Origin of the sequence: Thauera aromatica K172 (assembly GCF_003030465.1) — a bacterium.
GTDB classification, from domain to species: Bacteria; Pseudomonadota; Gammaproteobacteria; order Burkholderiales; family Rhodocyclaceae; genus Thauera; species Thauera aromatica.
In genome coordinates, this window is sequence record NZ_CP028339.1 from 1,780,011 (window position 1) to 1,804,010 (window position 24,000).

Genomic DNA, 24,000 nt, shown 5'->3' on the forward strand with positions numbered 1-24,000 from the left:
CGCTGGCTGGTCAGGCCAGGGGGCGGCGTGCTGCGGTGGTCGGTGACCGGAGGATGCGGTCGTCGAAGCAGCCTGCGCCTGCGGCGATGTGGCCTGTGCCTGCGGCGACGTTCATTCGCCTTCCTGCCGCGGACGGCGGAAGTCGTCGGTGATCCACGCGGTGGCGCTCGCGCTCGTCAGCCTGAAGTCGGGGCGCACCCGCAGTTGCGCAAGTTCGTCGCCCGCCTCGTCGAATGCGCTGAGCACGGCATAGGGTTCGTAGTCGTCGGGAACGATATCCAGCCGGACTTCCCACTGCCTGTCGAGGGCGAACACCGTCAGGCGTTTGTGCAGCGCGGCATGGCGTTGCTGCTGGTGGCGCAGGAGCACTTCGGAGGCGGTCTTCACCAAGGTGTTGAACGCGGCCTGATCCAGCGGCTTGGGGTTCTTCTTGTCGCGCCCCATGGTCCACGGGCCGACCAGTGCCGGTTCGGGCTCGCCATCCTGGAGCATTTCGACGGCCCAGCCGTCGTCATCCTCGTTCTTGATCACGCGTGCCATCCAGCCGGCGTCGTGCCACAGGCGGTCTTCGCGGATCGCCACCGGAGCGTCCGCCGCGGCGGATTCAGGGGTGGATTCAGGGGTGGATTCAGGGGCGGAAAGGGGATGAGTGTCGGTGGTCATGGGCGCGAGTCGGGCGGGGTCCGGATCGGATTTGGTCGGAGCCGGGTACGGCCTGGGAGCGGCCGTGTGTCTGGAAGATGCGGCACGCCGAGGAGTGAAGCCGCGATCGGCAGCAAAATCGAAGCTGAGCTGGCTCATCTCATGCCGTCGGCGTGACCGGAATGCCGCTCCACGAGATCGGGCAGGCAGGGGGGGAGCGCTTGTGCCGCATCTGCCGGCGCGGTCGGCTCTGCCGTGCTGCGTGCCGCTGCAGATGCGGTCGACGGCTCGCTCAGGAGCAGGGGGTGTCCGCATTCCGGACAGACCCTGTAGGCGTGGATGCGGTCCGAGGCGAACTCGAACTGTTCGATGGCGACCGGCATGTGGCAGTACGGGCAGGTCTGGTGGGATCGGCGGCTGGGGGACATGATGGTGCTTCTCCTGTGGCTGTATTTTTATACAGATATGGAGAAGCGGCAAGTCGTGTCGATCAAGCGTGTACCGGCATGGCGCACAAGCCGGCTTCCATCCGGTGTCGCAGTGGAACAGGCCGTCACCCGCGCCGGCCCCAGCGCGAACTGCTATCCGGCGCGAACTGCTATTTGCCGGCGAGGTTTTTCCAGCCGGACGCTGCGGGAACTCACCAGACTCCGGATGCCTACAAAAAGATAAAGCCCTGACGAATCAGGGCTTTATGGTGTTCGGTGGCGGACAGGGCGGGATTCGAACCCGCGTTGGGATGTTATCCCAAACACGCTTTCCAGGCGTGCGACTTAAACCACTCATCCACCTGTCCGTGAAAGCGCGGCATTATAGCCGGAAGAGCGGGAAGGCGAAAGTTTTTTATGCCTTGCCGGTGCGCATGCTCACGCCCCGTCGCGTGTGCGCCGGCGCTGCGCGGACAAGGCCTGGATATAGCCGTGCAGCTCGTGGAAGGGGATGGGTTTGCGATAAACCGTGACGTCCTTGGGCAACGGGCCGCTGGCGGCGATTTCCTTCGTGCTCAGCGCCGAGACCACGACGATGGAGGTGCGGCTGCTCAAGGGATTGGCGCGCAGACGGCGGATCATTTCGAAACCGTCGACACCGGGCATGCGCAGGTCGGTGATCAGCAGATCGGGTTGTTCGCGGCCGAGTTCGACGAGCGCGTCGAGGCCGTGATCGACGATGTTCAGCTCGAGCGGAATCGGCCAGGTCGAGAACGTCTCGCGATAGAGTGTTTGCAGCAGCTTGTCGTCCTCGACGATCAGCACCCGCAGTGTCCCGCCGTGAGTGCGGCCGCGAGCGAGCAGGGCATCGACCGAATCCTGCCAGATCCGGCGATGGCCGCCGGCGGTTTTCCAGCCGGAAAGGGCGCCAGCCTCGACCATGTGCTGAACGGTGCCCAAAGACAAACCCAGCTGACGTGCAGCCTGGGCGGTGCTGATGAATTCACGCTTCAAAGCTTGCGTGTCGGGCATGACAGACATTCAGGTACCGAAATCGATGTAACACGGCAAAAATAGCAGAAATACGCTGTTTTCGGTCGGTCGGGGAGCGCTGGCGCTACAATGCTCCGGCCACTGCGGGGTGCCGCCACCTGGCTTGCCGGGCGGCCGGGCGCTTCGCTTCGTGTTTGCCGGTGTGGTCCATCAATCTGCGGAAAGAACGAGCATGAATGCGTCAAGAAACGTATTGGGCGGCCCCTTGCTGGCCTGCAGTTATTCCCCGTTGACGGGGTTTTTCCGGACGGGATGCTGCGAAACCGGCCCCGACGATCTTGGCCGCCATACGATTTGCGTGCGGGTCGATCAGGCTTTTCTGGCTTTTTCCCAGGCGGCGGGCAACGACTTGAGCACGCCGCGCCCGGAGTTCCGGTTCGCAGGCTTGAAGCCGGGCGATCGCTGGTGCCTGTGCGCGCTGCGCTGGAAAGAAGCGCTGGAAGCGGGCGTGGCGCCGCCGGTGGTGCTCGAGGCCACGCACGAGTCGGCGCTGGGGGTGGTCGACCTGGAAACACTCAAAGCCCACGCCTACAGCGCTGCGGCGGGGCCGCGGGCGTAAGCGCGATGGGGTTTGCTGAAGATCTGATCGCCTGTCTCGAACACGCCCTTGCCGGCCAGCGGGTTCCGCGCGTGCGGGCACTGCATCTGCCGCCTGCCGAAGCGGCCGATTCGAGAAATGGCGAATTCTGCGCGCTGGAACTCGATGACGGCGCGCTCGGCCTTTCCTACGTTCTGCTCGGCAACGCCCTCGTCCGGCTGCTCGGCTCGAACGATCCGAACGCCATTGTCGGGATGGACGGGCTGCAGCTCGCACGCGAATTCGCAGCGCCCGCAGGAGCGGGGGGCGATGCCGAGTTGCGCCGGATGCTGGGATTCGCCGCGGCCAATGCACTGTCGCGCACCGTGATGGAGCGGATGGGTTTTGCGCCGCCGCGCGCGCCCGATTCGATCGGCGGGATCGCGCCCCGGATGGGGGAGCACATCGGGATGGTCGGGCTGTTTACGCCGCTGCTCAAGCAGGTTACGGCAGCGGGCGCGCGTCTGACCGTGATCGAGCTCAATCCCGAGCGTGTCGGCGAGTACGAGGACTATCGCGTCACCCTCGATGCGGCGGAACTCGAGACCTGCGACAAGGTGCTGTCGACCAGCACGATCCTGCTCAACCATACGGTGGACGCCATTCTCGGCCATTGCCGCCACGCCCGCCGCATCGTCCTGATCGGCCCGAGCGCGGGTTGCCTGCCCGATCCGCTGTTCGCCCGCGGCGTGACCATGGTGGGAGGCAGCTGGGTTACCGATCGCACCGGCTTCATCGACGCCTTGCGGCGGGGCGATGCCTGGAGCGGCTTCGCCTACAAGTTCGCGCTGACCCCAGCGGACTGGCCCGGCCTGCCCCGCGCTTGAGGCAGGGCAGGGCGCGGCCCTGCTGCGATCGAAAATCCGAAAAAAATAAAGCACTTCCGATGAATCTCTCTCCCCGGCTGTTCTTCTTTCTGATCCTGCCGCCCCTGCTGTGGGCGATCAACGCGGTCGTCGGCCGGATCGCGATCGAGCGCATGGATCCGCTCTGGCTCAATGCGGTGCGCTGGGCGCTGGCCCTCGTGCTGCTGCTGCCGCTGGGCTGGCGCGCCTTCGGCACGCCTGCGGCGCGTGCCCAGGTTCGGGCGCGCTGGGCGCATCTGGCCGTGCTTGGACTGATCGGCGTGGGCGCCTACAACGCGCTCCAATACATGGCGTTGCGCACCAGTACGCCGCTCAACGTCACCCTGATCGCCTCGAGCGCGCCGGTGTGGATGATGCTGATCGGAGCGTTGTTCTACCGCGTGATTCCGCGCCCGGTACAGGTTCTGGGCGCGTTGCTGTCGCTCGCCGGGGTGGCGGTGGTGCTCTCGCGCGGCGAGCTGGGCGCGCTCGCACGCATCGAGTTTGTCGAGGGCGACCTGTTGATGCTGCTGGCGATGATGGGCTGGACCGCGTACAGCTGGATGCTTGCGCGCCCGCCCGCGCACATGGCCGGGGAAGCCCGCCCGGCGTGGAACTGGGCGGAATTCCTCGTTGTGCAGTGTGTGTTCGGGGTGGGCTGGGCGGTCGCCGCTGCCGCCGCCGGCGATATCATCGTGCCTTCGGGGCCGACGCAGTGGTCGTGGGGGCTGGCCGCCATCATCCTCTATGTCGCCGTCGGGCCGTCGATCATCGCCTACCGTGCGTGGGGCGTGGCGGTGGCTGAAGCCGGCCCGGCGGTTGCGGCCATCTTCTACAACTTCAATCCGCTGTTTACCGCGGTGCTGTCGGCCGCTGTGATCGGCGAGTGGCCGCGCCTCTACCATGGTGCCGCGTTCGTGCTGATCGTTGGCGGCATCCTGGTCAGCACGCAGACTGCGCGCCGACGCGCAGCCTGAGGCCGACACGAGCGGGGCGTCCGCCGCCCCGGCCGGGTAAGCCGTTCCCGTCAGCCGTTGCGGCCTTGGTGCCGTCGACCTGCCCGCCGCAGCTGTCTGCGGCGGGGCTCTCCGGCAAGCGCCGGAAAGCGGTCAGCGCGCGATCGGCTTGTAGCGGATGCGCTTGGGCTTGGCGCCTTCCTCGCCGAGACGCTTCTTCTTGTCTTCCTCGTATTCCTGGTAGTTGCCGGCGAAGAAGGTCCATTGCGAGTCGCCTTCGGCCGCCAGGATATGGGTGCAGATGCGGTCGAGGAACCAGCGGTCGTGCGAGATCACCAGTGCACAGCCGGCGAATTCGAGCAGCGCGTCTTCGAGCGCGCGCAGGGTCTCGACGTCGAGATCGTTGGACGGTTCGTCGAGCAGCAGCACGTTGCCGCCCTGGATCAGGGTCTTGGCCAGGTGCAGGCGCCCGCGCTCGCCGCCGGAGAGGTTGCCGACGATCTTCTGCTGGTCGCCGCCCTTGAAGTTGAAGCGGCCGATGTAGGCCCGGCTGGGCATCTCGAAGCGGCCCACGGTGAGTACGTCGGCGCCGTCGGAAACAGCGTCGAACACCGTCTTGTCGTTGGCGAGGCCCTCGCGCGTCTGGTCGACGGCGGCGATCTTGACCGTGGCGCCGATCTCGACCATGCCCGAATCCGGCGTGTCGCGGCCTTCGATCATCTTGAAGAGGGTCGATTTGCCTGCGCCGTTGGGGCCGATGATGCCGACGATGGCGCCCGGCGGGATGCTGAAGCTGACTTTGTCCATCAGCAGCTTGTCGCCGAAGGCCTTGCTCACCTCGCGGAACTCGATGACCTTGTCGCCGAGGCGCTCGCCGGGCGGGATGAAGATTTCCTGGGTCTCGTTGCGGCGCTGGTATTCGACGCTCGCCATTTCCTCGTAGCGGGCGAGGCGGGCCTTCGACTTGGCCTGGCGCGCCTTGGGGTTGGAGCGCGCCCACTCCAGCTCGGTCTTCATCGCCTTCTGGTGCGCGGCTTCCTGCTTGGCTTCCTGCGCCAGGCGCTCGCCCTTCTGTTCCAGCCAGGACGAGTAGTTGCCCTTCCACGGGATGCCGTGGCCGCGGTCCAGTTCGAGGATCCACTCGGCGGCGTTGTCGAGGAAGTAGCGGTCGTGGGTGACGGCGACCACGGTGCCGGGGAAGCGGGTGAGGAACTGCTCCAGCCATTCGACCGATTCGGCGTCGAGGTGGTTGGTGGGCTCGTCGAGCAGCAGCATGTCGGGCTTGGACAGCAGCAGCTTGCACAGCGCGACGCGGCGCTTCTCGCCCCCCGACAGGTTGCCGATCACCGCGTCCCAGGGCGGCAGGCGCAGCGCGTCGGCGGCGATTTCCATCTGGGTCTCGACGTCGCTGCCGGCAGTCGACAGGATGTTTTCGTACCTGGCCTGTTCCTCGGCGAGCTTGTCGAAGTCGGCGTCGGGCTCGGCGTAGGCGGCGTAGACTTCTTCCAGCTTCTGGCGCGCTTCCATGATTTCGCCGAGGGCGGATTCGACTTCTTCCTTCACCGTCCTGGCCGGGTCGAGCTCGGGCTCCTGCGGCAGGTAGCCGATGCGCTGGCCGGCGAGCCACTGCACTTCGCCGTCGTATTCCTTGTCCACCCCGGCCATGATGCGCAGCACGGTGGACTTGCCCGAGCCGTTGAGGCCGAGCAGGCCGATCTTGGCGCCGGGGAAGAAGGAGAGGGAGATGTCCTTGATGATCTGACGCTTGGGCGGAACGATCTTGCTCACGCGCAGCATCGACATGACGTATTGGGCCATTGGGCGGGGTCCTGCGGAGTCGGAAAGGGCAGGAGTCTACCGGAGGCGGACGCGGGGGGCACGCATCGTCTTGCGCCCGAGCAGGGCGGGAGCAGCGGACGAGGATGTTGCGGAGGAAAGGGGGCGGCGTGTGCAAGGGCGCCGCAGCAGGTCACGGCGGGTGCCTCCCCGCCGCGGGGCGGGTCACTTCTCGACGAAGGCGCGCTCGATCACGTAGTCGCCGGCCACGCCGATGCGCGGCGACATGGTGAAGCCGCGCGCGTCGAGCAGCTCGCAGCAGTCCTTGTTCATCGCCTGGCTGCCGCAGATCATCACCCGGTCGTGCGCAGGATCGAGCGCCGGCAGACCGATGTCGGCGAACAGCTTGCCGGTTTCGATCACATGGGTGATGCGGCCGGTGTTGCGGAAGGGTTCGCGGGTGACCGTGGGGTAGTAGATCAGCTGCTCGCGCACCTGCTCGCCGAAGAATTCATTCTGCGGCAGCTCGCGGGTGATGAACTCGGTGTAGGCAAGCTCGGAGACAAAACGCACCCCGTGCACCAGTACCACCTTCTCGAAGCGCTCGTAGGTGTGTGGGTCCTGGATCACGCTGAGGAAGGGGGCTAGCCCGGTGCCGGTGGCGAGCAGGTAGAGGTGCTTGCCGGGGTGGAGGTCGTGCACGACGAGGGTGCCGGTGGGTTTCTTGCTGACCACGATCGGGTCGCCCGGACGCAGAAACTGCAGGCGCGAGGTGAGCGGGCCGTCGGGCACCTTGATGCTGAAGAACTCGAGGTGTTCCTCGTGGTTGGGGCTGGCGATGCTGTAGGCGCGGGTCAGCGGCTTGCCTTCGACATCGAGGCCGATCATCACGAACTGGCCGTTCTCGAAGCGCAGGCCGGGGTTGCGGGTGGTGCGGAAGCTGAACAGGGAGTCGTTCCAGTGATGGACGCTGAGGACGGTTTCGGTGACGAGGTTGGTCATGATCGGGGGCCGTGTGCGCTGTTGGGATGGGTGGATTCTAAGGAGATTCTTTTACCTGTTTACTGGATAATATTTATATCTCTTACCTGAAAAATAGATATGCGATTCACTCTTCGTCAGCTCCAGGTCTTCGTCGGGGTCGCGCGCAGCGAGAACGTGTCGCGCGCAGCCGAGGCGCTGGCGCTGTCGCAGTCGGCGGCAAGTGCGGCGCTGGCCGAACTGGAAAGCCTGTTCGAGCAGCAGCTGTTCGACCGCAAGGGCAAGCGCCTGCGCTTGAACGAGCAGGGCAGCCTGCTGCTGCCGCATGCGGTGGAGTTGCTCGACCGTGCCGAGGAGATCGAGACCTTGCTGCGCGGCGATCATGGTTTGGGCAATCTGCGCGTGGGGGCGACGCTGACGATCGGCAACTACCTGCTGCCGCTGATCGCGTCGGCTTACCTGCAGCGTCACCCGGAAAGCCGGGTCCGGCTGCAGGTGCATAACACGGCGAGCATCGCGGCGATGCTGTTGCGCTACGAGATCGACCTCGGCCTGGTCGAAGGGCAGGTGGTGGATGCCGAAATCGAGCTCGAGCCGTGGGTCGATGATGAGCTGGTGGTGTTTTGTGCGCCCTCGCATGCGCTGGCTGGACGCGAGGCGGTGTCGGTGGAGGAGATCGCGCCGCAGCCGTGGATCTTGCGTGAGCGTGGCTCGGGAACGCGCGAAACCTTCGATCGGGCGCTGCGCCATCGCCCCGGCGGGCTGGTGCCGCGCCTCGAGCTGGAGCACACCGAGGCGGTCAAGCGTGCGGTGGAGAGCGGGCTGGGGCTGGGGTGCCTGTCGCGCCTGGCGCTGCGCGATGCGCTGCGGCGTGGCAGCCTGGTGGCGCTGGAGACGCCGGAGCTCGATCTGCGCCGGCAGTTCAGCTTCGCCTGGCACAAGGGGAAGTACCACAGCGCGGCGATCCGCTGCTTTCTCGACGATTGTCGCGCGTTCACCGCTGGCGCCCGCCGCAGCGACCTGATTGCGCTGCCGGCGGTACCTTGATTCGCGGACCGCGCCTCAGGCGCCGCGGCGGCGGAAGTCGCGCAGGCGAAAGCCGAGAGCGAACAAGGTGGCGAAGTAGGTGAGCGCGCCGGCGGTGACGATCGCGGCCAGCCTCAGGCCGCGTTCCAGTCCGCCGATCTCCACCCAGTGCGCTTCCGCGCCGCTGCCGAACCACAGGACGGCGCCCATCACCGCCAGTGCCGCGAGCAGCTTCAGTGCAAACACGCTCCAGCCCGGCTGCGGAGCGTAGATCGCCCGCCGGCGCAGGCCGCGGAACAGCAGCCCGGCGTTCAGGCAGGAGGCCAGGCCGATCGCCAGTGCCAGCCCGGCGTGGCGAAGCGGAACGATGAAGGCGAGGTTCATCAGCTGGGTGGCGGCCAGCGTGATCAGCGCGATCTTGACCGGAGTACGGATGTCCTGGCGGGCGTAGAAGCCGGGCGTCAGCACCTTCACCAGGATCAGCCCGGTGAGGCCGATGCTGTAGGCGACCAGCGCGCTGCGCGTGTGCATGACATCGGTGGCGGAAAAAGCGCCGTAGTTGAACAGCGTCGCCACCAGCGGCACGGCCAGCAGCGCTAGCCCGAGCGCGGCCGGCAGGGTCAGCAGCAGGGTCAGGCGCAGGCCCCAGTCGAGTAGTGCGGAGAATTCTGCGGCGTTGTCATCGGCGTGCAGCCTGGACAGGCTGGGGAGCAGGATCGTCCCCAGCGCGACACCGAGCAGGCCGGCGGGGAATTCCATCAGGCGGTCGGCGTAATACAGCCAGGACACGCTGCCGCTTTCCAGAAAGGAGGCGAAGATGGTGTTGATCAAGAGCGAGATCTGGCTCACCGAGACGCCGAGGATGGCCGGTGCCATCAATTTCATGACGCGGCGCACGCCGGGGTCGGAAAGATTGAGCTCGAAGCGCGGCAGCATGCCGATCTTTGCCAGCGGGCGGATCTGCAGTGCGAGCTGGAGCAGGCCGCCGAGGAACACCGCCCAGGCCAGTGCGAGCACCGGCGGATCGAAGTAGGGGACGGCAAAGAGGGCCATGCCGATGAAGGTGAGGTTGAGCAGCACCGGGGTGAAGGCCGGAATCGCGAACCGGCTCCAGGTGTTGAGCACGCCGCCGGCGAGTGCCACCAGTGCCATGAAGAAAATGTAGGGGAAAGTGATGCGGGTGAGTTCGACGGTGAGTTCGAACTTGCCGGGGTCGCCGGTAAAACCGGGGGCGGAAACGTAGATGATCAGCGGGGCGGCAAGCGCGCCGAGGGCGGCGACGCAGGCCACCACCAGGCCGAGCAGGGTCGCCACGCGGTTGACCAGGGTCTGCGTCGCTTGTGCGCCCTGGCGGTTCTTGTACTCGGCGAGGATGGGTACGAAGGCCTGGGAGAAGGCGCCTTCGGCGAACATCCGGCGCAGCAGGTTCGGTAGGCGGAAAGCGACGAAGAAGGCGTCGGTGGCCATGCCGGCACCGAAGGTGCGTGCGATCACGAAGTCGCGCACGAAGCCGAGGATGCGGGACAGCAGGGTCATGCCGCTGACGGTGGCGAGGGCGCGCAGCAGGTTCATGCGGGAGGGGGAGGGCGCCGGGATGGCACGCTGGAGATGGAGAGCGCGCATGATAGCCGAAAACAGGCTTGCATCCGGATCGCTACGCGGATAGAATCGCGGACTTTCTAGAACCACCAATACGGAATCGAATTTATGGCCAACTCGGCACAAGCTCGCAAGCGCGCCCGTCAGGCAGTCAAGTCTCGCGCTCACAACGCCAGCCTTCGCTCCCGCCTGCGTACCGCGATCAAGGCCGTGCGCAAGGCCATCGCGGGTGGCGACAAGGCGGCGGCTCAGTCGGTCTTTCGCACCTCGATGAGCACCATCGACAGCATCGCCGACAAGAAGATCATCCACAAGAACAAGGCCGCGCGTCACAAGAGCCGCCTGTCGTCTGCAGTCAAGTCGATGGCCGTCTGAGCCGTCCGCACGCAAGCCATTGCGCCGCCGCGGCGCAGTGAATGAAAAAAGCGACCCGATGGTCGCTTTTTTCATTCTCAGGGCGCCTTTTTCATGGGGTCGAACCCTGGTGCGTGCGCCCGTGGCTCGGCTGACGGTGCAGGATCGCACCGCGGATGCCCATGCTTCCGGCCTGCCGGGGCAGCGCGCTAGAGCGGGGCGTCGCCCATCCAGTCGATCTGCAGATCGTTGTCGTTGGCGAAGTTGATGAGGAATTTGTAGGCCAGCGGCTCGACGTCGTAGAGCCGGGCGTCGACGAGAACGGTCTTGTTGCCGGTGAGAGTGCAGCCCGGGCGCACGTAGGGAGAGTACATCATGCGATGGTCCGCGCCGAAAGCGGACATGATTCCGCACAGGCGGTCGGCCCAATCGCTTGGACGGAACGTCTTTCCTTCCCTCGTGACCCCGACAATGACGAAGTTTTCGATCTTCTGGTTCATGTGTGATGCCTTGGCGGCTTCGGGGGGTGTTCAGGTCCCGGTTCATTGTCGCCGGGACTCAAAAGCGCGCGAATTCTAGCAGAAAAGCACGGCTCGAAACGGACGAGGGCGCGAGTGCGGACGGCGAAGGCGGGCGATGAGGGCGGACGCGGCCTGAAGGACGGGGTGCGGGGGCGCTGCCGGTGGCGGCGCGGGCACGGCCGTGGAGGGGCGGTTACGGGAGGCTGGATCGTGATCCCGGAAGGCGTTCGAACGCTGTCGGGCTTATGTACAGGGCCGAGGTTTTTGGCTTAACATTCCGACTTCACCCTGCACGGCGGCACCTGCCGCCGTGCGCGTTTTTCAGCCTTCGTTTCGTTCGAGGTACTCCATGTCCCATCTGATGAACACCTACGCGCGCCTGCCCGTCGCCTTCACGCACGGAGAGGGCGTGTGGCTGTACGATGATGCCGGCAAGCGCTATCTCGATGCCCTGTCGGGGATCGCCGTCAACACCCTTGGCCACAATCACCCCGGCCTGGTCAAGGCCATCGCCGACCAGGCCACGCGCGTGCTCCACACTTCCAACCTGTACGGCATTCCGCTGCAGGAACGTCTCGCCGACCGCATCGCCGAGGCGTCGGGCATGGATGAAGTGTTCTTCTGCAATTCCGGTTGCGAAGCCAATGAAGCGGCAATCAAGCTCGCGCGCATGTACGGCCATCAGAAGGGTATCGATCTTCCCCACGTCATCGTGATGGAAAATGCCTTCCACGGGCGTACCCTGGCGACCCTGTCGGCGACCGGCAACCGCAAGGCCCAGGCGGGTTTCGAACCGCTGGTGCAGGGGTTCATCCGCGTTCCCTATCGCGACATCGAGGCGATTCGCAAAATCGGCGAGCACAATCACGGCGTGGCTGCGGTGATGCTGGAGATGATCCAGGGCGAGGGTGGCGTCAATGTGGCCGACGAGACCTTCCAGCGCGATCTGCGCGCGTTGTGCGACGAGAAGGGCTGGCTGCTGATCTGCGACGAAGTCCAGTGCGGCATGGGGCGCACCGGCAAGTGGTTCGGCTGGCAGCACGCCGGCACGAAGCCGGACGTGATGACGCTGGCGAAGGGGCTGGCCTCGGGCGTGCCCATCGGCGCATGCGTCACCGCGGGCAAGGCGAAGGGACTGTTCGGACCGGGGAACCACGGCTCCACCTTCGGTGGCAATCCGCTGGCCTGCGCCGCCGGCCTGGCCACCTTCGACGCGATCGCCGGCGACCGGCTGATGGAGAACGCCGTCAGCGTCGGCGAGGCGATCCGCAAGGGGATCGCCGAAGCGCTCGAAGGCGTTGCCGGCGTGGTCGATATCCGCGGCCGCGGGCTGATGATCGGTATCGAGCTCGACCGTCCCTGCGGGGAGCTGATGGCGCGTGCCGCTGAACAGGGGTTGCTGCTGAGCATCACTTCGGAGCGCGTCGTCCGCCTGCTGCCGGCGCTCACCTTCACCGCCGCCGATGCGCAGACATTGGTGTCGATGCTGGCGCCGATGATCCGCGATTTCCTCGCCCAGGGCTAAGGAGGCGGCATGAGCCAGATCAAGCATTATCTGCAGTTCAAGGATTTCTCCCGCGACGAGTACGACCACCTGTTCGCGCGCGCGAAGTGGATCAAGGACAAGTTCAAGCGCTACGAGCCCTACCATCCGCTGTTCGACCGCACCCTGGTGATGATCTTCGAGAAGGCCAGCACGCGGACGCGGCTGTCGTTCGAAGCCGGCATGCACCAGCTCGGCGGCACGGCGATCTACCTCAACACCCGCGACTCGCAGCTGGGCCGCGGCGAACCGGTGGAAGATGCCGGCCAGGTGATTTCGCGGATGAGCGACCTGGTGATGATCCGCACCTTCGAGCAGGACATCGTCGAACGCTTCGCCGCCAACTCGCGCGTGCCGGTGATCAACGGTCTGACCAACGAATACCATCCCTGCCAGATCCTCGCCGACATCTTCACCTACATCGAGCACCGCGGCTCGATTCAGGGCAAGACCGTGGCCTGGGTCGGCGACAGCAACAACATGTGCAACACCTGGCTGCAGGCCGCCGAAGTGCTCGACTTCAACGTCCATGTGTCGACGCCGCCGGGTTACGAAGTCGAGCCCGAACGCGCCGGCCTGTACGGCACGGCCAACTTCGAGCAGTTCGCCGATCCGCTCGAGGCATGCAAGGGCGCCGACCTGGTCACCACCGACGTGTGGACTTCGATGGGCTTCGAGGCCGAGAACGAAGAGCGCGTGAAAGCTTTCGCCGACTGGTGCGTCGATGCCGAGATGATGGCGGTCGCGCACAAGGATGCGCTGTTCATGCACTGCCTGCCGGCGCACCGCGGCGAGGAAGTCACCGCCGAGGTCATGGACGGCCCGCAGTCGGTGGTCTGGGACGAGGCGGAAAATCGCCTGCACGCGCAAAAGGCGCTGATGGAATACCTGATGCTCGGCCGCATCGAGAACTGACCGGGCCGCGAAACAATCACGGCGTGCACGGGCGTGCGCGCCGGCAACACAGCAGGAAACAGGAAAACAGCATGAGCGACGTCAACAAGGTTGTGCTCGCCTACTCGGGCGGGCTGGACACTTCGGTCATCCTGAAGTGGCTGCAGGACACCTACCGCTGCGAAGTGGTGACCTTCACCGCCGACCTCGGCCAGGGTGAGGAACTCGAACCTGCGCGCACCAAGGCGCTCAAGTTCGGGATCAAGCCCGAGAACATCTTCATCGACGATCTGCGCGAAGAATTCGTGCGCGACTTCGTCTTCCCGATGTTCCGCGCCAATACCGTCTACGAAGGCGAATACCTGCTCGGCACCTCGATCGCGCGCCCGCTGATCGCCAAGCGCCAGATCGAGATCGCACGTGCCACCGGCGCCGACGCGGTGTCGCACGGCGCCACCGGAAAGGGTAACGACCAGGTCCGCTTCGAGCTTGGCTACTACGCGCTGATGCCGGGCGTGAAGGTGATTGCGCCGTGGCGCGAGTGGGATCTGCTGTCGCGCGAGAAGCTGCTCGCCTACGCCGAGAAGCACGGCATCCCGATCGAGATGAAGCACAAGCAGGGCGGCTCGCCCTACTCGATGGATGCCAATCTGCTGCATATCTCCTTCGAAGGGCGCCACCTCGAGAACCCCGCCGCCGAAGCCGAAGAGTCGATGTGGCGGTGGACCGTGTCGCCGGAGGCGGCCCCGGACGCCGCCGAGTACATCGACCTCGAGTTCGAGCAGGGCGACCTCGTCGCCATCGACGGCACCCGCATGAAGCCGCACGAGCTGCTCGCCAAGCTCAATGAGCTCGGCGGCAAGCACGGCATCGGCCGCCTCGATCTGGTCGAGAACCGCTATGTCGGCATGAAGAGCCGCGGCTGCTACGAAACCCCGGGCGGCACCATCCTGCTGCGCGCCCACCGCGCCATCGAATCGGTCACGCTCGACCGCGAAGTCGCCCACCTCAAGGACGACCTCATGGCGCGCTACGCCAGCATGATCTACAACGGCTACTGGTGGAGTCCAGAGCGCCAGGCGATCCAGGCGCTGATCGATCACACCCAGCAGACCGTCAACGGCTGGGTGCGGCTCAAGCTCTACAAAGGCAACGTCATCGTCACCGGGCGCGACTCGAAGACCGACTCGCTGTTCGACCCGACCATCGCCACCTTCGAGGACGATGCCGGCGCCTACAACCAGAAGGACGCCCACGGCTTCATCCGCCTCAACGCGCTGCGCATGCGCATCGCCGCCAACGCCAGGGCGAAGCGCGGCTGATCCGCCTCCGGCCGGCGCCCCGCGCTCCGTTGCGCGGGGCGCCGGCCGCATCCTTCGAGTACTGCCTTCCGATGGACGATGACATCCTCCTCTTCGGCCTGACTCTCGCCGAGTTCGAGTCGATCTCGCTGAAGGTCTGCCTCGCGGCCCTGGTCCTCTACATGCTATTCATCATCGGCAATCTCGCCAAGGAATCGAAGGCCGGCCGCTACGGCACGATCTGGCTGTTCGTCGTCCTCGGCCTGGGCTTTCTCGGCTTCATCTCGAAGGGTCTCATCCAGAAAATCCTCGGCATCGAATAGGAGTCCGCTTTCGCCATGAGCATCACCGCAAAGATCGACGGCGTCGCCGTCACCACCCAGGCCAATGTCTACTTCGACGGCAAGTGCGTCAGCCACGGCATCCAGTTCGCCGATGGCACCAAGAAGTCGGTCGGCGTCATCCTGCCGGCTGCGCTCACCTTCAATACCGGCGCGCCCGAAATCATGGAAGGCGTCGCCGGCCAGTGCCGCGTGCGCCTGAAGGGCACCGATGGCAAGCCCGGCGAATGGAAGACCTACGGCGCCGGTGAATCCTTCAGCGTGCCGGGAAACTCCAGCTTCGACATCGAGGTTGCAGGCGAGCCTTATCACTACATCTGTCACTTCGGCTGAACGCGGGGAGGGGGAGGAAATCATGCCGTCTTTCGACATCATGTCCGAGGTCGATCAGCCTTCGCTGCGCAACGCCGTCGAGCAGGCCAACCGCAAGGTCGAAGGCCGCCACGACTTCAAGGGTACCAGCGCCAGGATCGAGCATGCCGACAAGCTGCTCACCCTCTACGGCGACAGCGACTTCCAGCTCGACCAGATCAAGACCATCCTGCTGCCCGAGATGACCAAGAAAAACGTCGACATGCGTTGCCTCGACTACGGCGACGTGCAGAAGATTTCCGGCAACAAGGTCAAGCAGGAAGTCAAGGTGCGGGTCGGCGTCGATCAGGATCTGGCGAAGAAGATCGTCAAGCACATCAAGGACAGCAAGCTCAAGGTCCAGGCTGCGATCCAGGGCGACGCGGTACGGGTCTCCGGCGCCAAGCGCGACGTACTGCAGGATGCGATCGCGCTGGTGAAGAAGCAGATCACCGATTTTCCGCTGCAGTACGGCAACTTCAGGGACTGAAGGCCCCCTCGGCCTGCCGGGAGCGGGAGGTCGCTCGGAAGACCAGTTCGGCTGTCCTCATGTATTGCGCGAAGGTGGGCTTCTCCTGTTTTCGATCCGGAATCGTGAAGTATTCGCTCACCGTTCCGTAGGGGAGGGCTGAGAATGGTCGCGTTTTTCCACCCTTGGCTCACCCCACACCATGCAAAGCACACCCCGCTCCGGTCCGAAGGTCGATACGACGGCGCTGTTCGAGCGTTTCCCCCACCTCGCGCCGCGCATCAGCGCAATGTGGGGAACCCGCGATGGGCGCAAGTATCTTTCCGGCCTGATCATGGATACCCGCGACGGCCAGCGTCAGGGCTTCCCGCCGGAGCACGCGAAGACGATCGTCCGTCTGCTGCTGGAGCACGACATCGCGTACCCCGAGTTCGAACCGGTTGATGACCGAGTCTGGAACGAACGTTAGGGCGCGCGTGCGGACTCTGTCGAATCCACTCTGTGCGCAGATCGATCGCCACGGTGCGCCCTGACCTTCACCAGCATCCTGCTGGCGAACGTGTTTCCCCCGTGGTCGAGATCGTCAGGGTCAGGGTGTGGCAGGCGCCGGCCAGTTGCTCGGTGCTGGTTGCCGTCAGCGTATAGCCGGTTGCGCTGGGGTCGCTGAGCGCAAGGGTGAAATATCCCTCTGACGATCCTGCCGGAATGTCGAGATCGTCCAGGCTTCCATAACTTGCGTTGTTCGCACGCCATTTCTCCTGCGCCAACTGGACGCGCAGGATGGCGTCCTGGCCGTCGGCACGGCGCGCGCGTTGGACATATTCGATGTAGCTCGGGTAGGCGATCGCGGACAGGATGCCGATGATGGCGACCACCACCATCAACTCGATGAGGGTAAAGGCGGCTTGTTTCAGACGGGCATTCATCGCAGGCTCGGCGGGCTGGGGCAGATCGGAGCAGGCTCAAACGGTGACCGCAGGGCCGTCGAGTCAGCGCTCCGATCCGCCAGCGGTTTCAGGGGAAGTTGAGTTCGTTGATGGCGTTGCAGGCGAATGATTCGAGGGTTTTTGTGGTGGTGGTATTGCCTGAAGTTTGGCTGATGGTGAGCACCGAGCCCTGTACAGCAGTGATTCCGCAAGTGTAGTTCTTGATATTTCCGCCGCTGGTCGCGCACTCGACGGTTTCAACCGAACTTGTCGCACTGACCTTCGCGCCCGAGCTCTCGGTGCTGCCACTGACCGTTCCGCTACAGGTACCGGTCGACTCATCGGAGCCGCCATCCTCGTCGCCGTCGGTGCTGCCGAAATCGCCGGCACCGGCGCCGATGAAGGCGGGCCAGCCCGGCCATATTTTGGGGCACTTGTCGTCTGCGGGGCTGTCGTCGGGCGACAGGCACAGGGCCGCGCCGGCGTTCTTGCGGAAGTGGGTGCTGAATTCGCCCATCACGCTTTGGCAGCTGTCCTGGCCTTTGAGGTCGGTGATCAGGAAGTGGTGGTTGAAGTAGTTCTGCGTTGTCGACGACGTGCTGTAGCTGCTGAAGTGCGACGGCTTCGGCATCCCGTCTTCGGGATAGGTACCGCCGTTGGCGATGCCGGTGATGAAATAACCGGTCGGCGAGCTCGCCAGGCTCTTGTAGCCGCGGTACACCCGGCGTGACGAGGGCTGGGCCATCGGCAGGGTCGTCCAGTAGTTCATGCTCGGGCTGGTGGTGAAGGTGGGGTCGCCGACGCACACGTTCACTTCGTTGTTGTCGAGATTCTGGATGGCGATGTTGGCATACCAGCCTTCGCCGACGTAGCAGATGTAATCGTAATATTTCAGGCTGGATGAAACGGTTGTCAGCGAGATGCTGGCGCTGGTGCTGGGGAAGCAATGCCCTTCTGCCGTGCTGGCGACGAAAACGTTGGCGGCGCTGAACGTGTTGTTCAGCCGGGCGAAGTCGAAGTACACCCGCCCGCTGATGGTGGCGAATTCGCGCGGGTTGTCTTCGGCGATCGGGTCGAGAATGAGCAGGACGTTGCCTTCGGCGTCCCGGAGCTCGCGTTTGTCGCCATCGTTGTAGACGCCGGGGTCGCCCGCTTCGCGCTGGATCGGGACGGCTGGCCGTCGGGCGAGGCCGATCGGCGGGCGCAAGGCATTGTCATAACCGGGAACGCCTTCCTCGAGGTGGATCAGAAGCGCGGGGTCCGACCAGTTGAGCAGGGTACGGACGGTGACGCTGTCGGTGCCGCCGTCCGCGGGTGAAACCCAGCTGACCGTGACGTCGATGCTCTTCAAGGTGGTGCTCAGGTCCGTCACCGTCCGCAGCACGGTAAACAGCGCGTTCTTGCCCGCCACATTGGCCGTTGTCTGATCGCCGATCCCATCGAAGCTGCTCTTCATCACCTGGGTGCGCAGCGCTTCGATTTCGGCCTGTGCCAGCTGGGCGGCTTCGGCCCTGGCTTTGGTCAGGCCAGCGGCGTCCATCATGTGGGCGTCGAGTTTGCCGAGGGCAAGGATGCCCACCGAGAGGACCACCACCGAGATCAGTCCCTCGAGCAGTGCGATGCCGCGTAGATGGCGATGGATCAGCATGGGGGCTCCTGCGCTGGCGCGGCTTATTCGATGGACCAGTCGCGCCACGATCCGGGGATGACCGTGCGGCGGCCTACTTTCATGGTGTTGCCGAGCACGGCCTCGTCGTAAAAGATGGTCGGGTTGCCATTGAGATTGGTGGTGCCGCCATGGGCCAGGACGGCACCGTAGATATTGCCGTTTGCATTGCCGCTGAGGCTGCCCGAAGTGTAGACGACGCCGTAGAAGTCGATGCCGGCGCCAAGCGCAAGATCGCCATCGACGACGATGACCACCGGGCGGTCGATGGAGCCGATCGGTTCGTTGCCGGACAGGGTAAGGTCGCCGTCGACCCAGATGACCTCTCCGTGCGCCCCATCGGCGAATTTATCGGCGGCTTCGCCCGGGGTCAGGACCTCGCTGGCGACGCTGTCCTTGTAATCGGCCTTGTCGAGACCGAAGAACTGGCGGAAGAAATCCGCTTCGGACAGTGCGGCGAGGTTGATGTCCTTGTCGACGACGTCGGCGCCGATGGTATTGGCATTGGCGCCCTTGTCGGTCGATTGCAGCAAATGGGTGGTGCTCTTGTTGGTCGGCGCCTTGCATTTGCTATTGTAGATGCGGTCGCTTTCATCGGTGATGACCGCGCATTGATCACCGAGGGCATCGGCCAGCTGATAGCTTTTGTAGATGTCCGATTCGCTTGGATAGACACTGTCATCGCTGTAATTGGTCGGTGTGCTGCCAGGATTGCGAATGAAGCTCTTCACCGTGGCGTTGCCATAATCGAGGCTGCCGCCGGCCCAGTACGTGAGGTTGTTGAAATAGTTGACGACCGTAAAGCTGCCGCCCATGCCGGCGGAAGCCGGCGTCGAGAGCGGGTTGTTGACCGCCCCGGAGGGGAATGCAGGGGTGCCGCTGAGGCGCTGGACGACGATGTGGCGGGCGGAATCGTCGTCGCTCCAGCCGCAGGCGACGGCGAAGGGCTGGAGCAGGTATTCGCCGGCGGGCGGCTGGCAGTTCTGGATCGGTGTCACCGCATCGGGCGTGTCGGCACATCTGAAATCGGCCGCGGCGGGGGAGCAGAATGCAACGCGGACGCGGGCCGCCAGACCCTCCGGAACTTCGCCCCCCATTGCCAGCGGGCTGCTGACGGACGTGATGTCGAGGCCTCCGGCAAATTCGCCCACGGCGTAATCGAGGCCGCCTTGTGCATGCTCGAACGCGGCCCTCGACCTCGCCTCGTTGGCCGACAGGCGTTGCTCGGAGAGGGTGGAGCGCGAGGCGACGAAGACGGTGAGCGTGGAGATCAGCAGGATGACGACCGAGAACAGGAGGGCCATCGCCCCTTCTTGCGCACGTGGGGCCGTTGGTGCGCGATGAACAAGGCTCGAAACGGGCATCGTGTTGGCTTCCATGTTTCGTTTCAGAACACCCTGTCGTTGCGCACGCGGATCGTGTCGCGGGTTTGCACCGCCACGCTCTGGTCGGCAGTGAGCTGGGCTGCGATTTCGACCGTGATGCGCCGGACGAGGACGCCGGAAACAAGATCGCCGCAATCTATCGCGTCGTTGGTGGTTCGATCGAAGCATGCCGATCCGCTGGCATCGAAGTCGAGGGCGGTGATGTTGACCATGCTCGAGTCGGTGACCGCTGCCCAGGTGCCGCTGGAGCAGTCTTCGAGCGTCCCGCCGTCCTTCAATTCGATCTGGCCCGCATTGAGGCGAAAACCGGCATTGCGTTCGTCGCCGTCGAACTGATAGCGATAGACGATGCAACTGCCGCTGTCATCGATTGCGATCGACTCCTCGCCCGCATCGATGCCGGATCCGGCCCGCCGGATTTCGAAATTCATCAGCTCGGTGAGGGCGCGGACCTCCTGGTTGAGTCGGTTGGCGGCGAGGATGTCGGCGCTGCTGCGGGTGGTGGAGACATACACGCCGCCGACGGCGGCGACGACGAGAAGGCCGACGAGCAGGCCGACCATCAGCTCGATCAGGGAAAAACCACGGGTGGCCGCGCGCTTGTTCCCGCGCTGTCGGCGCTGGTGCAAGGGAGGGGGCTTCAGCATGGCTTGTAGCCTCCGGCGCTATTGCTTGCGGACGGCGAGCAGGGGCGGATGCGGCCGATCGGGTTGATCACGATACGCGCCGTCCACCCTCCTTCCGATGTGAAGTCGAGCGTGGCACCGCTGACGCCGAGGCCGCTTGCCAGCCCGCGGCTGTCGAAAACGAAGCTCGTGCTCTCCTCGCCGGCACCGAGGGCGACGCCCGGGTAATTCGCCGGAGCGCTCATTCGGGTGACCGCGGTGCCGCCTTCCATGATCTGGCAATCGTCCGCGCCGGTGCAGGGGGCCGTGCCCTGTGACAAGCCGACCAGCCAGCCCGCCGCAGCGCCTCCGCTGATCGTCACCCGTATCTGGCGTGACTGCTTGATGGCTTCCGAGCGTGCCAGGTGAAGGAGCGAAAAAGTCTCTTCGAGCGCGCCGACGACCCGCCGCTTGGCAATCATGTCGATCATCGATGGTGCTGCAATTGCCGCGATGATGCCCAGAACGGCAATCGCCACCATCAGTTCGACCAGAGAGAACGCGGCCATTCTGAGGCGCTGGGGTGAATATCGCCGGAATGCCTCGTTCATGAATGAAACTCCTGTCGGTTGCCGGTACCCGCGCGGTGATGTCCCGAACATGGAAACGGACGCTCGGGATATTGTGCATCATCTGCGCATGATCCCGTGTGCACTGCTTATCGGTTGATGTGCTGCCGTGCGACGGAGGGTGGCATTTTCGCATTTTCGCATTTTCGATGTCCCCTGCCGGTGTCGTCGAACATGCACCGCTTGATGCAGGCCGACGGGGCCTCTGCTAGCATAGGCTTTCGGAGCGGCAGCCTGAACGATGCCGCGCCTATTCGACATTGATGAAAAATACACCTGAGCCCGCACCGAGTTTTCTCCCCGTGGACATCCATGCCTTGAAAGGTCTGTTGTCCGATGTCCGGCATGATCGCAAGTATGCCGACTGGTCGGGGCTGGAGCATGCCGGCACCCATACGCCGGCTGCGGTCCTGGTTCCCGTCGTCGCGCATGCAAGGGAATTGTCGATACTCCTCACCAAGCGCACCGCCCACCTTCATCACCACCCCGGCCAGATCAGCTTTCCCGGAGGGCGGGTGGAAGAAAGCGACTCTTCTCCAGTGGACACCGCCTTGCGCGAAACGGAGGAGGAGATCGGTCTTTACAGCCGCCATGTGGAGTTGCTCGGTGCCCTGCCGGATTACTTTACCGGCACGGGGTTCCGGATCACGCCGGTGGTGGGGCTGGTGCATCCGCCGTTCGAACTCAAGCTCGATGCCTTCGAGGTGGCCGAGGCGTTCGAGGTGCCTCTGTCGCATTTCCTCGACCCGGCCAACCACCAGCGCCACAGCATGGTCCACGAGGGGCGCCTGCGTTATTACCATGCGATGCCGTACAAGGATTACTACATCTGGGGGGCGACCGCGGGGATCCTGATGTCCCTGTACCACGTCCTGCACGGGGAGGCGGTGATGCCGCTGCCGGACGAAGGGTGAGCGCCGGGCTTTGTGATATCTTCCGCGCCGGATCGTCCCGCATGCACCCGTTGGTCGTTTTCCGTTCCCGCCCCACATGACGCTGTTGACCTTGATCCTCGCACTGCTGCTGGAGCAGGCACGCCCATTGCCGGTACGGCGCTGGGTGCTCGTTCCGCTGGGCAGGATGATGGCCGTGCTTGGCGGACATGGCAGCGACGTACCGCCGTGGACGACCCGGACAATATGGCTCGCGGTGATGGCTGCGGGCACGCTGGGTTCTGCGCTCGGGTATTGGCTGCTGTGGGAACTGCATCCGGCGCTCGCCTTCGGCTTTAATGTCGTGGTGCTGTATTCGGCCATGGGTTTTCGCCAGGAAAGCCGTTTTTTCACCGAGATTCACGTTGCCTTGCGCCTGGGCGAGATCGATCGCGCCCGCACGCTGCTGGGACAGTGGCGCGGCGGGCAGTATCCGGATGCGAGCGCCAGCGAAATCGCCCGGCTGGCGATCGAAAAGGCGCTGGTGGCGGCACATCGCATGGTGTTCGGTGTGGGATTCTGGTTCGTGCTCATGCCCGGCCCGAGCGGTGCGCTGATGTACCGGCTGGCGCGGTTCCTGGCGGAAGAGCCGGACGCCTGGGGGCGTCTTGCCGGGGAGTGTGCGGGGCAAGGGGTCGCCCAGCGTGGGTTCGATTTCATCGATGCCGCGCCGGTGCGCCTGACGGCAGCGGTGTTCTCGGTGATGGGTAATTTCGAGGATGCAATCTACTGCTGGCGTTCGCAGGCGGTGCTGTGGCCGGAGAGGTCGTCGGCTATACTGATATCCAGTGGCGGCGGCGCGCTGGGGGTACGCCTCGGTATGCCGGTCCATGAATCCGGTGCAATCCTCGACCGGCCCGAGATGGGCCTGGGCGACGACGCAAACGTCGATCACATGCAAAGCACAGTAGGCCTGGTATGGCGGGCACTACTCGTGTGTCTGTTCCTGCTCGCCTTGCTCGGCGCTGCCGGGTGGGTGGGCAGGTAACGCCCTTTTTCCTGATAGGGAGCTGGTTATGGCAAATCGTGAAGTCGTTGTTCTGAGTGCGGTTCGTTCCGCGGTGGGGGGCTTCAATGGCTCGCTGAAAGACATGGAGCCCTGCGAGCTGGGCGCGGTGGTGGCGAAGGAAGCGTTCGCCCGCGCCGGCGTCGACCCGAAGGCCGTGTCTTTCGCCGCCGTTGGCAACTGCATTCCGACCGACTCCCGTTATCCGTACGTCGCTCGCGTGGCGACGATCAACGCCGGCATGGCGATGGATTCGGTGGCTTTCGCGGTGAACCGCCTGTGCGGTTCGGCGCAGCAGGCCGTCGTCAGCGCCGCGCAGGCGATCATGCTGGGTGACGCCGACTACGCCGTCGGCGGCGGCGTGGAAGTGATGTCGCGTGGTGCCTATCTGATGCCGACCCTGCGCAGTGGCGCACGCATGGGCGACACGAAGGCGATCGATGCGATGGTTGCGGTGCTGACCGACCCCTTCGGTGTCGGCCACATGGGGATCACCGCCGAGAATCTGTGCACCAAGTGGGGTATCTCGCGGGAAGAGCAGGACGCATTCGCGCTCGAATCGCAAAAGCGTGCGGCGGCGGCGATCGCCGAGGGCCGTTTCAAGAGCCAGATCGTTCCGATTACGTTCGAAACCCGCAAGGGTCCCGTGGTGTTCGACACCGACGAGCATCCGCGCATGACCACTCTGGAAGCGCTGGCCAAGATGAAGCCGGCGTTCAAGAAGGACGGTTCGGTCACCGCCGGAAACGCCTCCGGGATCAACGACGCCGCGGCCTTCCTGGTGCTGGCCGATGCCGCCAAAGCCGCTGCGGCCGGCCAGAAGCCGATTGCGCGCCTGGTTTCCTACGCCATCGCCGGGGTGCCGAATGACGTGATGGGCGAGGGGCCGATTCCCTCCACCAAGCTCGCGCTGCAGCGCGCCGGCCTGACGCTCGACCAGATCGACGTGATCGAGTCGAACGAAGCGTTTGCCGCCCAGTCGATCGCGGTGAATCGTGGCCTGGAGCTGGATGTGAGCAAGGTCAACCCGAACGGCGGCGCCATTTCGCTGGGCCATCCGGTCGGCGCGACCGGCGGGGTGATCATCACCAAGCTGCTCCACGAACTGATCCGCAGCAACGGCCGTTACGGCCTCGCTACCATGTGCATCGGCGGCGGCCAGGGCATCACCACGGTGTGGGAACGCGTGTAAGC

General features: G+C 64.8%; 27 protein-coding genes and 1 tRNA gene. 15 read left to right on the top strand and 13 right to left on the bottom strand.

Going from position 1 to position 24,000, the window contains the following annotated elements:
• Positions 1 to 111 precede the first annotated feature (111 nt).
• From Tharo_RS08470 to Tharo_RS08485, 4 genes are all read right to left on the bottom strand, one after another.
• Positions 112 to 663 carry a hypothetical protein gene (locus Tharo_RS08470; RefSeq protein WP_170110013.1) on the bottom strand — a complete coding sequence of 184 codons (552 nt, stop codon included), beginning with the start codon at positions 661 to 663 and terminating at the stop codon, positions 112 to 114.
• 134 nt (positions 664 to 797) lie between these two features.
• On the bottom strand, positions 798 to 1,070 hold the full coding sequence (locus Tharo_RS08475) for a hypothetical protein (protein ID WP_107220813.1): 273 nt from the start codon (positions 1,068 to 1,070) through the stop codon (positions 798 to 800).
• A 277-nt stretch (positions 1,071 to 1,347) separates the two neighbouring features.
• Positions 1,348 to 1,438: transfer RNA gene (locus Tharo_RS08480), tRNA-Ser, on the bottom strand.
• 70 nt (positions 1,439 to 1,508) lie between these two features.
• Positions 1,509 to 2,102 carry a response regulator gene (locus Tharo_RS08485; RefSeq protein WP_425444948.1) on the bottom strand — a complete coding sequence of 198 codons (594 nt, stop codon included), beginning with the start codon at positions 2,100 to 2,102 and terminating at the stop codon, positions 1,509 to 1,511.
• A 193-nt stretch (positions 2,103 to 2,295) separates the two neighbouring features.
• Here Tharo_RS08485 and Tharo_RS08490 point away from each other — a divergent pair, with 193 nt between their 5' ends.
• The 3 genes from Tharo_RS08490 to Tharo_RS08500 are packed head-to-tail and all read left to right on the top strand — an operon-like array spanning position 2,296 to position 4,522.
• Complete coding sequence (locus Tharo_RS08490; protein ID WP_107220815.1) at positions 2,296 to 2,682, top strand: DUF2237 family protein; 387 nt, start codon at positions 2,296 to 2,298, stop codon at positions 2,680 to 2,682.
• 5 nt (positions 2,683 to 2,687) lie between these two features.
• The gene (locus tag Tharo_RS08495; protein ID WP_107220816.1) at positions 2,688 to 3,527 is read left to right on the top strand and encodes a Rossmann-like domain-containing protein; all 840 of its coding nucleotides are present in this window, start codon (positions 2,688 to 2,690) and stop codon (positions 3,525 to 3,527) included.
• A 59-nt stretch (positions 3,528 to 3,586) separates the two neighbouring features.
• Positions 3,587 to 4,522, top strand: a complete 936-nt coding sequence (locus tag Tharo_RS08500) for a DMT family transporter (protein WP_107220817.1) — start codon at positions 3,587 to 3,589, stop codon at positions 4,520 to 4,522.
• A gap of 132 nt (positions 4,523 to 4,654) precedes the next feature.
• On the opposite strand, the gene ettA is transcribed toward Tharo_RS08500, so the two are convergent.
• Positions 4,655 to 6,319, bottom strand: coding sequence for an energy-dependent translational throttle protein EttA (gene ettA / locus Tharo_RS08505; protein ID WP_107220818.1), 1,665 nt, complete (start codon positions 6,317 to 6,319; stop codon positions 4,655 to 4,657).
• A 183-nt stretch (positions 6,320 to 6,502) separates the two neighbouring features.
• The gene (locus Tharo_RS08510) at positions 6,503 to 7,279 is read right to left on the bottom strand and encodes a ferredoxin--NADP reductase (RefSeq protein ID WP_107220819.1); all 777 of its coding nucleotides are present in this window, start codon (positions 7,277 to 7,279) and stop codon (positions 6,503 to 6,505) included.
• 99 nt (positions 7,280 to 7,378) lie between these two features.
• Here Tharo_RS08510 and Tharo_RS08515 point away from each other — a divergent pair, with 99 nt between their 5' ends.
• On the top strand, positions 7,379 to 8,305 hold the full coding sequence (locus Tharo_RS08515; RefSeq protein WP_107220820.1) for a LysR substrate-binding domain-containing protein: 927 nt from the start codon (positions 7,379 to 7,381) through the stop codon (positions 8,303 to 8,305).
• 15 nt (positions 8,306 to 8,320) lie between these two features.
• Here the strand turns inward: Tharo_RS08515 and murJ are convergent, their stop codons facing one another.
• On the bottom strand, positions 8,321 to 9,856 hold the full coding sequence (murJ, locus tag Tharo_RS08520; protein WP_107220821.1) for a murein biosynthesis integral membrane protein MurJ: 1,536 nt from the start codon (positions 9,854 to 9,856) through the stop codon (positions 8,321 to 8,323).
• 135 nt (positions 9,857 to 9,991) lie between these two features.
• Between murJ and rpsT the strand changes: the two genes are divergently transcribed.
• Positions 9,992 to 10,258 carry a 30S ribosomal protein S20 gene (rpsT, locus tag Tharo_RS08525; RefSeq protein WP_107220822.1) on the top strand — a complete coding sequence of 89 codons (267 nt, stop codon included), beginning with the start codon at positions 9,992 to 9,994 and terminating at the stop codon, positions 10,256 to 10,258.
• 188 nt (positions 10,259 to 10,446) lie between these two features.
• Here rpsT and Tharo_RS08530 read toward each other — a convergent pair whose 3' ends face one another.
• Positions 10,447 to 10,737 (bottom strand): DUF3579 domain-containing protein, encoded by a 291-nt coding sequence (locus tag Tharo_RS08530; protein ID WP_107220823.1) that lies wholly within the window; start codon positions 10,735 to 10,737, stop codon positions 10,447 to 10,449.
• Positions 10,738 to 11,107: 370 nt separating this feature from the next.
• On the opposite strand from Tharo_RS08530, the gene Tharo_RS08535 reads away from it, so the two are divergent.
• From Tharo_RS08535 to Tharo_RS08565, 7 genes are all read left to right on the top strand, one after another.
• A complete protein-coding gene (locus tag Tharo_RS08535) occupies positions 11,108 to 12,283 on the top strand; it encodes an aspartate aminotransferase family protein (RefSeq protein WP_107220824.1) in 1,176 nt (391 codons plus the stop codon).
• Positions 12,284 to 12,292: 9 nt separating this feature from the next.
• The gene (gene argF, locus Tharo_RS08540) at positions 12,293 to 13,216 is read left to right on the top strand and encodes an ornithine carbamoyltransferase (RefSeq protein ID WP_107220825.1); all 924 of its coding nucleotides are present in this window, start codon (positions 12,293 to 12,295) and stop codon (positions 13,214 to 13,216) included.
• A 71-nt stretch (positions 13,217 to 13,287) separates the two neighbouring features.
• Positions 13,288 to 14,517, top strand: coding sequence for an argininosuccinate synthase (locus Tharo_RS08545; RefSeq protein WP_107220826.1), 1,230 nt, complete (start codon positions 13,288 to 13,290; stop codon positions 14,515 to 14,517).
• A 71-nt stretch (positions 14,518 to 14,588) separates the two neighbouring features.
• Positions 14,589 to 14,819 (top strand): DUF2788 domain-containing protein, encoded by a 231-nt coding sequence (locus Tharo_RS08550; RefSeq protein WP_107220827.1) that lies wholly within the window; start codon positions 14,589 to 14,591, stop codon positions 14,817 to 14,819.
• Between the two features lie 15 nt (positions 14,820 to 14,834).
• Entirely contained in the window at positions 14,835 to 15,170 is a 336-nt protein-coding gene (ppnP, locus tag Tharo_RS08555) for a pyrimidine/purine nucleoside phosphorylase (RefSeq protein WP_107220828.1), read from the top strand.
• A 22-nt stretch (positions 15,171 to 15,192) separates the two neighbouring features.
• Positions 15,193 to 15,678, top strand: coding sequence for a YajQ family cyclic di-GMP-binding protein (locus Tharo_RS08560; protein WP_107220829.1), 486 nt, complete (start codon positions 15,193 to 15,195; stop codon positions 15,676 to 15,678).
• 181 nt (positions 15,679 to 15,859) lie between these two features.
• On the top strand, positions 15,860 to 16,126 hold the full coding sequence (locus Tharo_RS08565) for a hypothetical protein (RefSeq protein WP_107220830.1): 267 nt from the start codon (positions 15,860 to 15,862) through the stop codon (positions 16,124 to 16,126).
• Positions 16,127 to 16,193: 67 nt separating this feature from the next.
• Here the strand turns inward: Tharo_RS08565 and Tharo_RS08570 are convergent, their stop codons facing one another.
• The 5 genes from Tharo_RS08570 to Tharo_RS08590 all read right to left on the bottom strand — a co-directional run bounded on the left by Tharo_RS08570 (position 16,194) and on the right by Tharo_RS08590 (position 20,850).
• Complete coding sequence (locus Tharo_RS08570) at positions 16,194 to 16,583, bottom strand: type IV pilin protein (protein WP_107220831.1); 390 nt, start codon at positions 16,581 to 16,583, stop codon at positions 16,194 to 16,196.
• Between the two features lie 88 nt (positions 16,584 to 16,671).
• Positions 16,672 to 18,231, bottom strand: coding sequence for a type IV pilus modification PilV family protein (locus Tharo_RS08575; protein ID WP_107220832.1), 1,560 nt, complete (start codon positions 18,229 to 18,231; stop codon positions 16,672 to 16,674).
• 23 nt (positions 18,232 to 18,254) lie between these two features.
• Complete coding sequence (locus Tharo_RS08580) at positions 18,255 to 19,628, bottom strand: pilus assembly PilX family protein (protein ID WP_159051675.1); 1,374 nt, start codon at positions 19,626 to 19,628, stop codon at positions 18,255 to 18,257.
• Between the two features lie 8 nt (positions 19,629 to 19,636).
• Positions 19,637 to 20,281, bottom strand: coding sequence for a prepilin-type N-terminal cleavage/methylation domain-containing protein (locus Tharo_RS08585; protein WP_107220834.1), 645 nt, complete (start codon positions 20,279 to 20,281; stop codon positions 19,637 to 19,639).
• A complete protein-coding gene (locus tag Tharo_RS08590) occupies positions 20,275 to 20,850 on the bottom strand; it encodes a GspH/FimT family pseudopilin (RefSeq protein WP_159051734.1) in 576 nt (191 codons plus the stop codon). Before Tharo_RS08590 ends, Tharo_RS08585 begins: the two co-directional genes overlap by 7 nt.
• 392 nt (positions 20,851 to 21,242) lie before the next feature.
• Here Tharo_RS08590 and Tharo_RS08595 point away from each other — a divergent pair, with 392 nt between their 5' ends.
• The 3 genes from Tharo_RS08595 to Tharo_RS08605 all read left to right on the top strand — a co-directional run bounded on the left by Tharo_RS08595 (position 21,243) and on the right by Tharo_RS08605 (position 23,998).
• Complete coding sequence (locus Tharo_RS08595) at positions 21,243 to 21,782, top strand: CoA pyrophosphatase (RefSeq protein WP_245881058.1); 540 nt, start codon at positions 21,243 to 21,245, stop codon at positions 21,780 to 21,782.
• A 76-nt stretch (positions 21,783 to 21,858) separates the two neighbouring features.
• Positions 21,859 to 22,788, top strand: a complete 930-nt coding sequence (locus tag Tharo_RS08600; RefSeq protein ID WP_107220837.1) for a CobD/CbiB family protein — start codon at positions 21,859 to 21,861, stop codon at positions 22,786 to 22,788.
• Between the two features lie 28 nt (positions 22,789 to 22,816).
• Positions 22,817 to 23,998 carry an acetyl-CoA C-acyltransferase family protein gene (locus tag Tharo_RS08605; protein WP_107220838.1) on the top strand — a complete coding sequence of 394 codons (1,182 nt, stop codon included), beginning with the start codon at positions 22,817 to 22,819 and terminating at the stop codon, positions 23,996 to 23,998.
• Positions 23,999 to 24,000 lie beyond the last annotated feature (2 nt).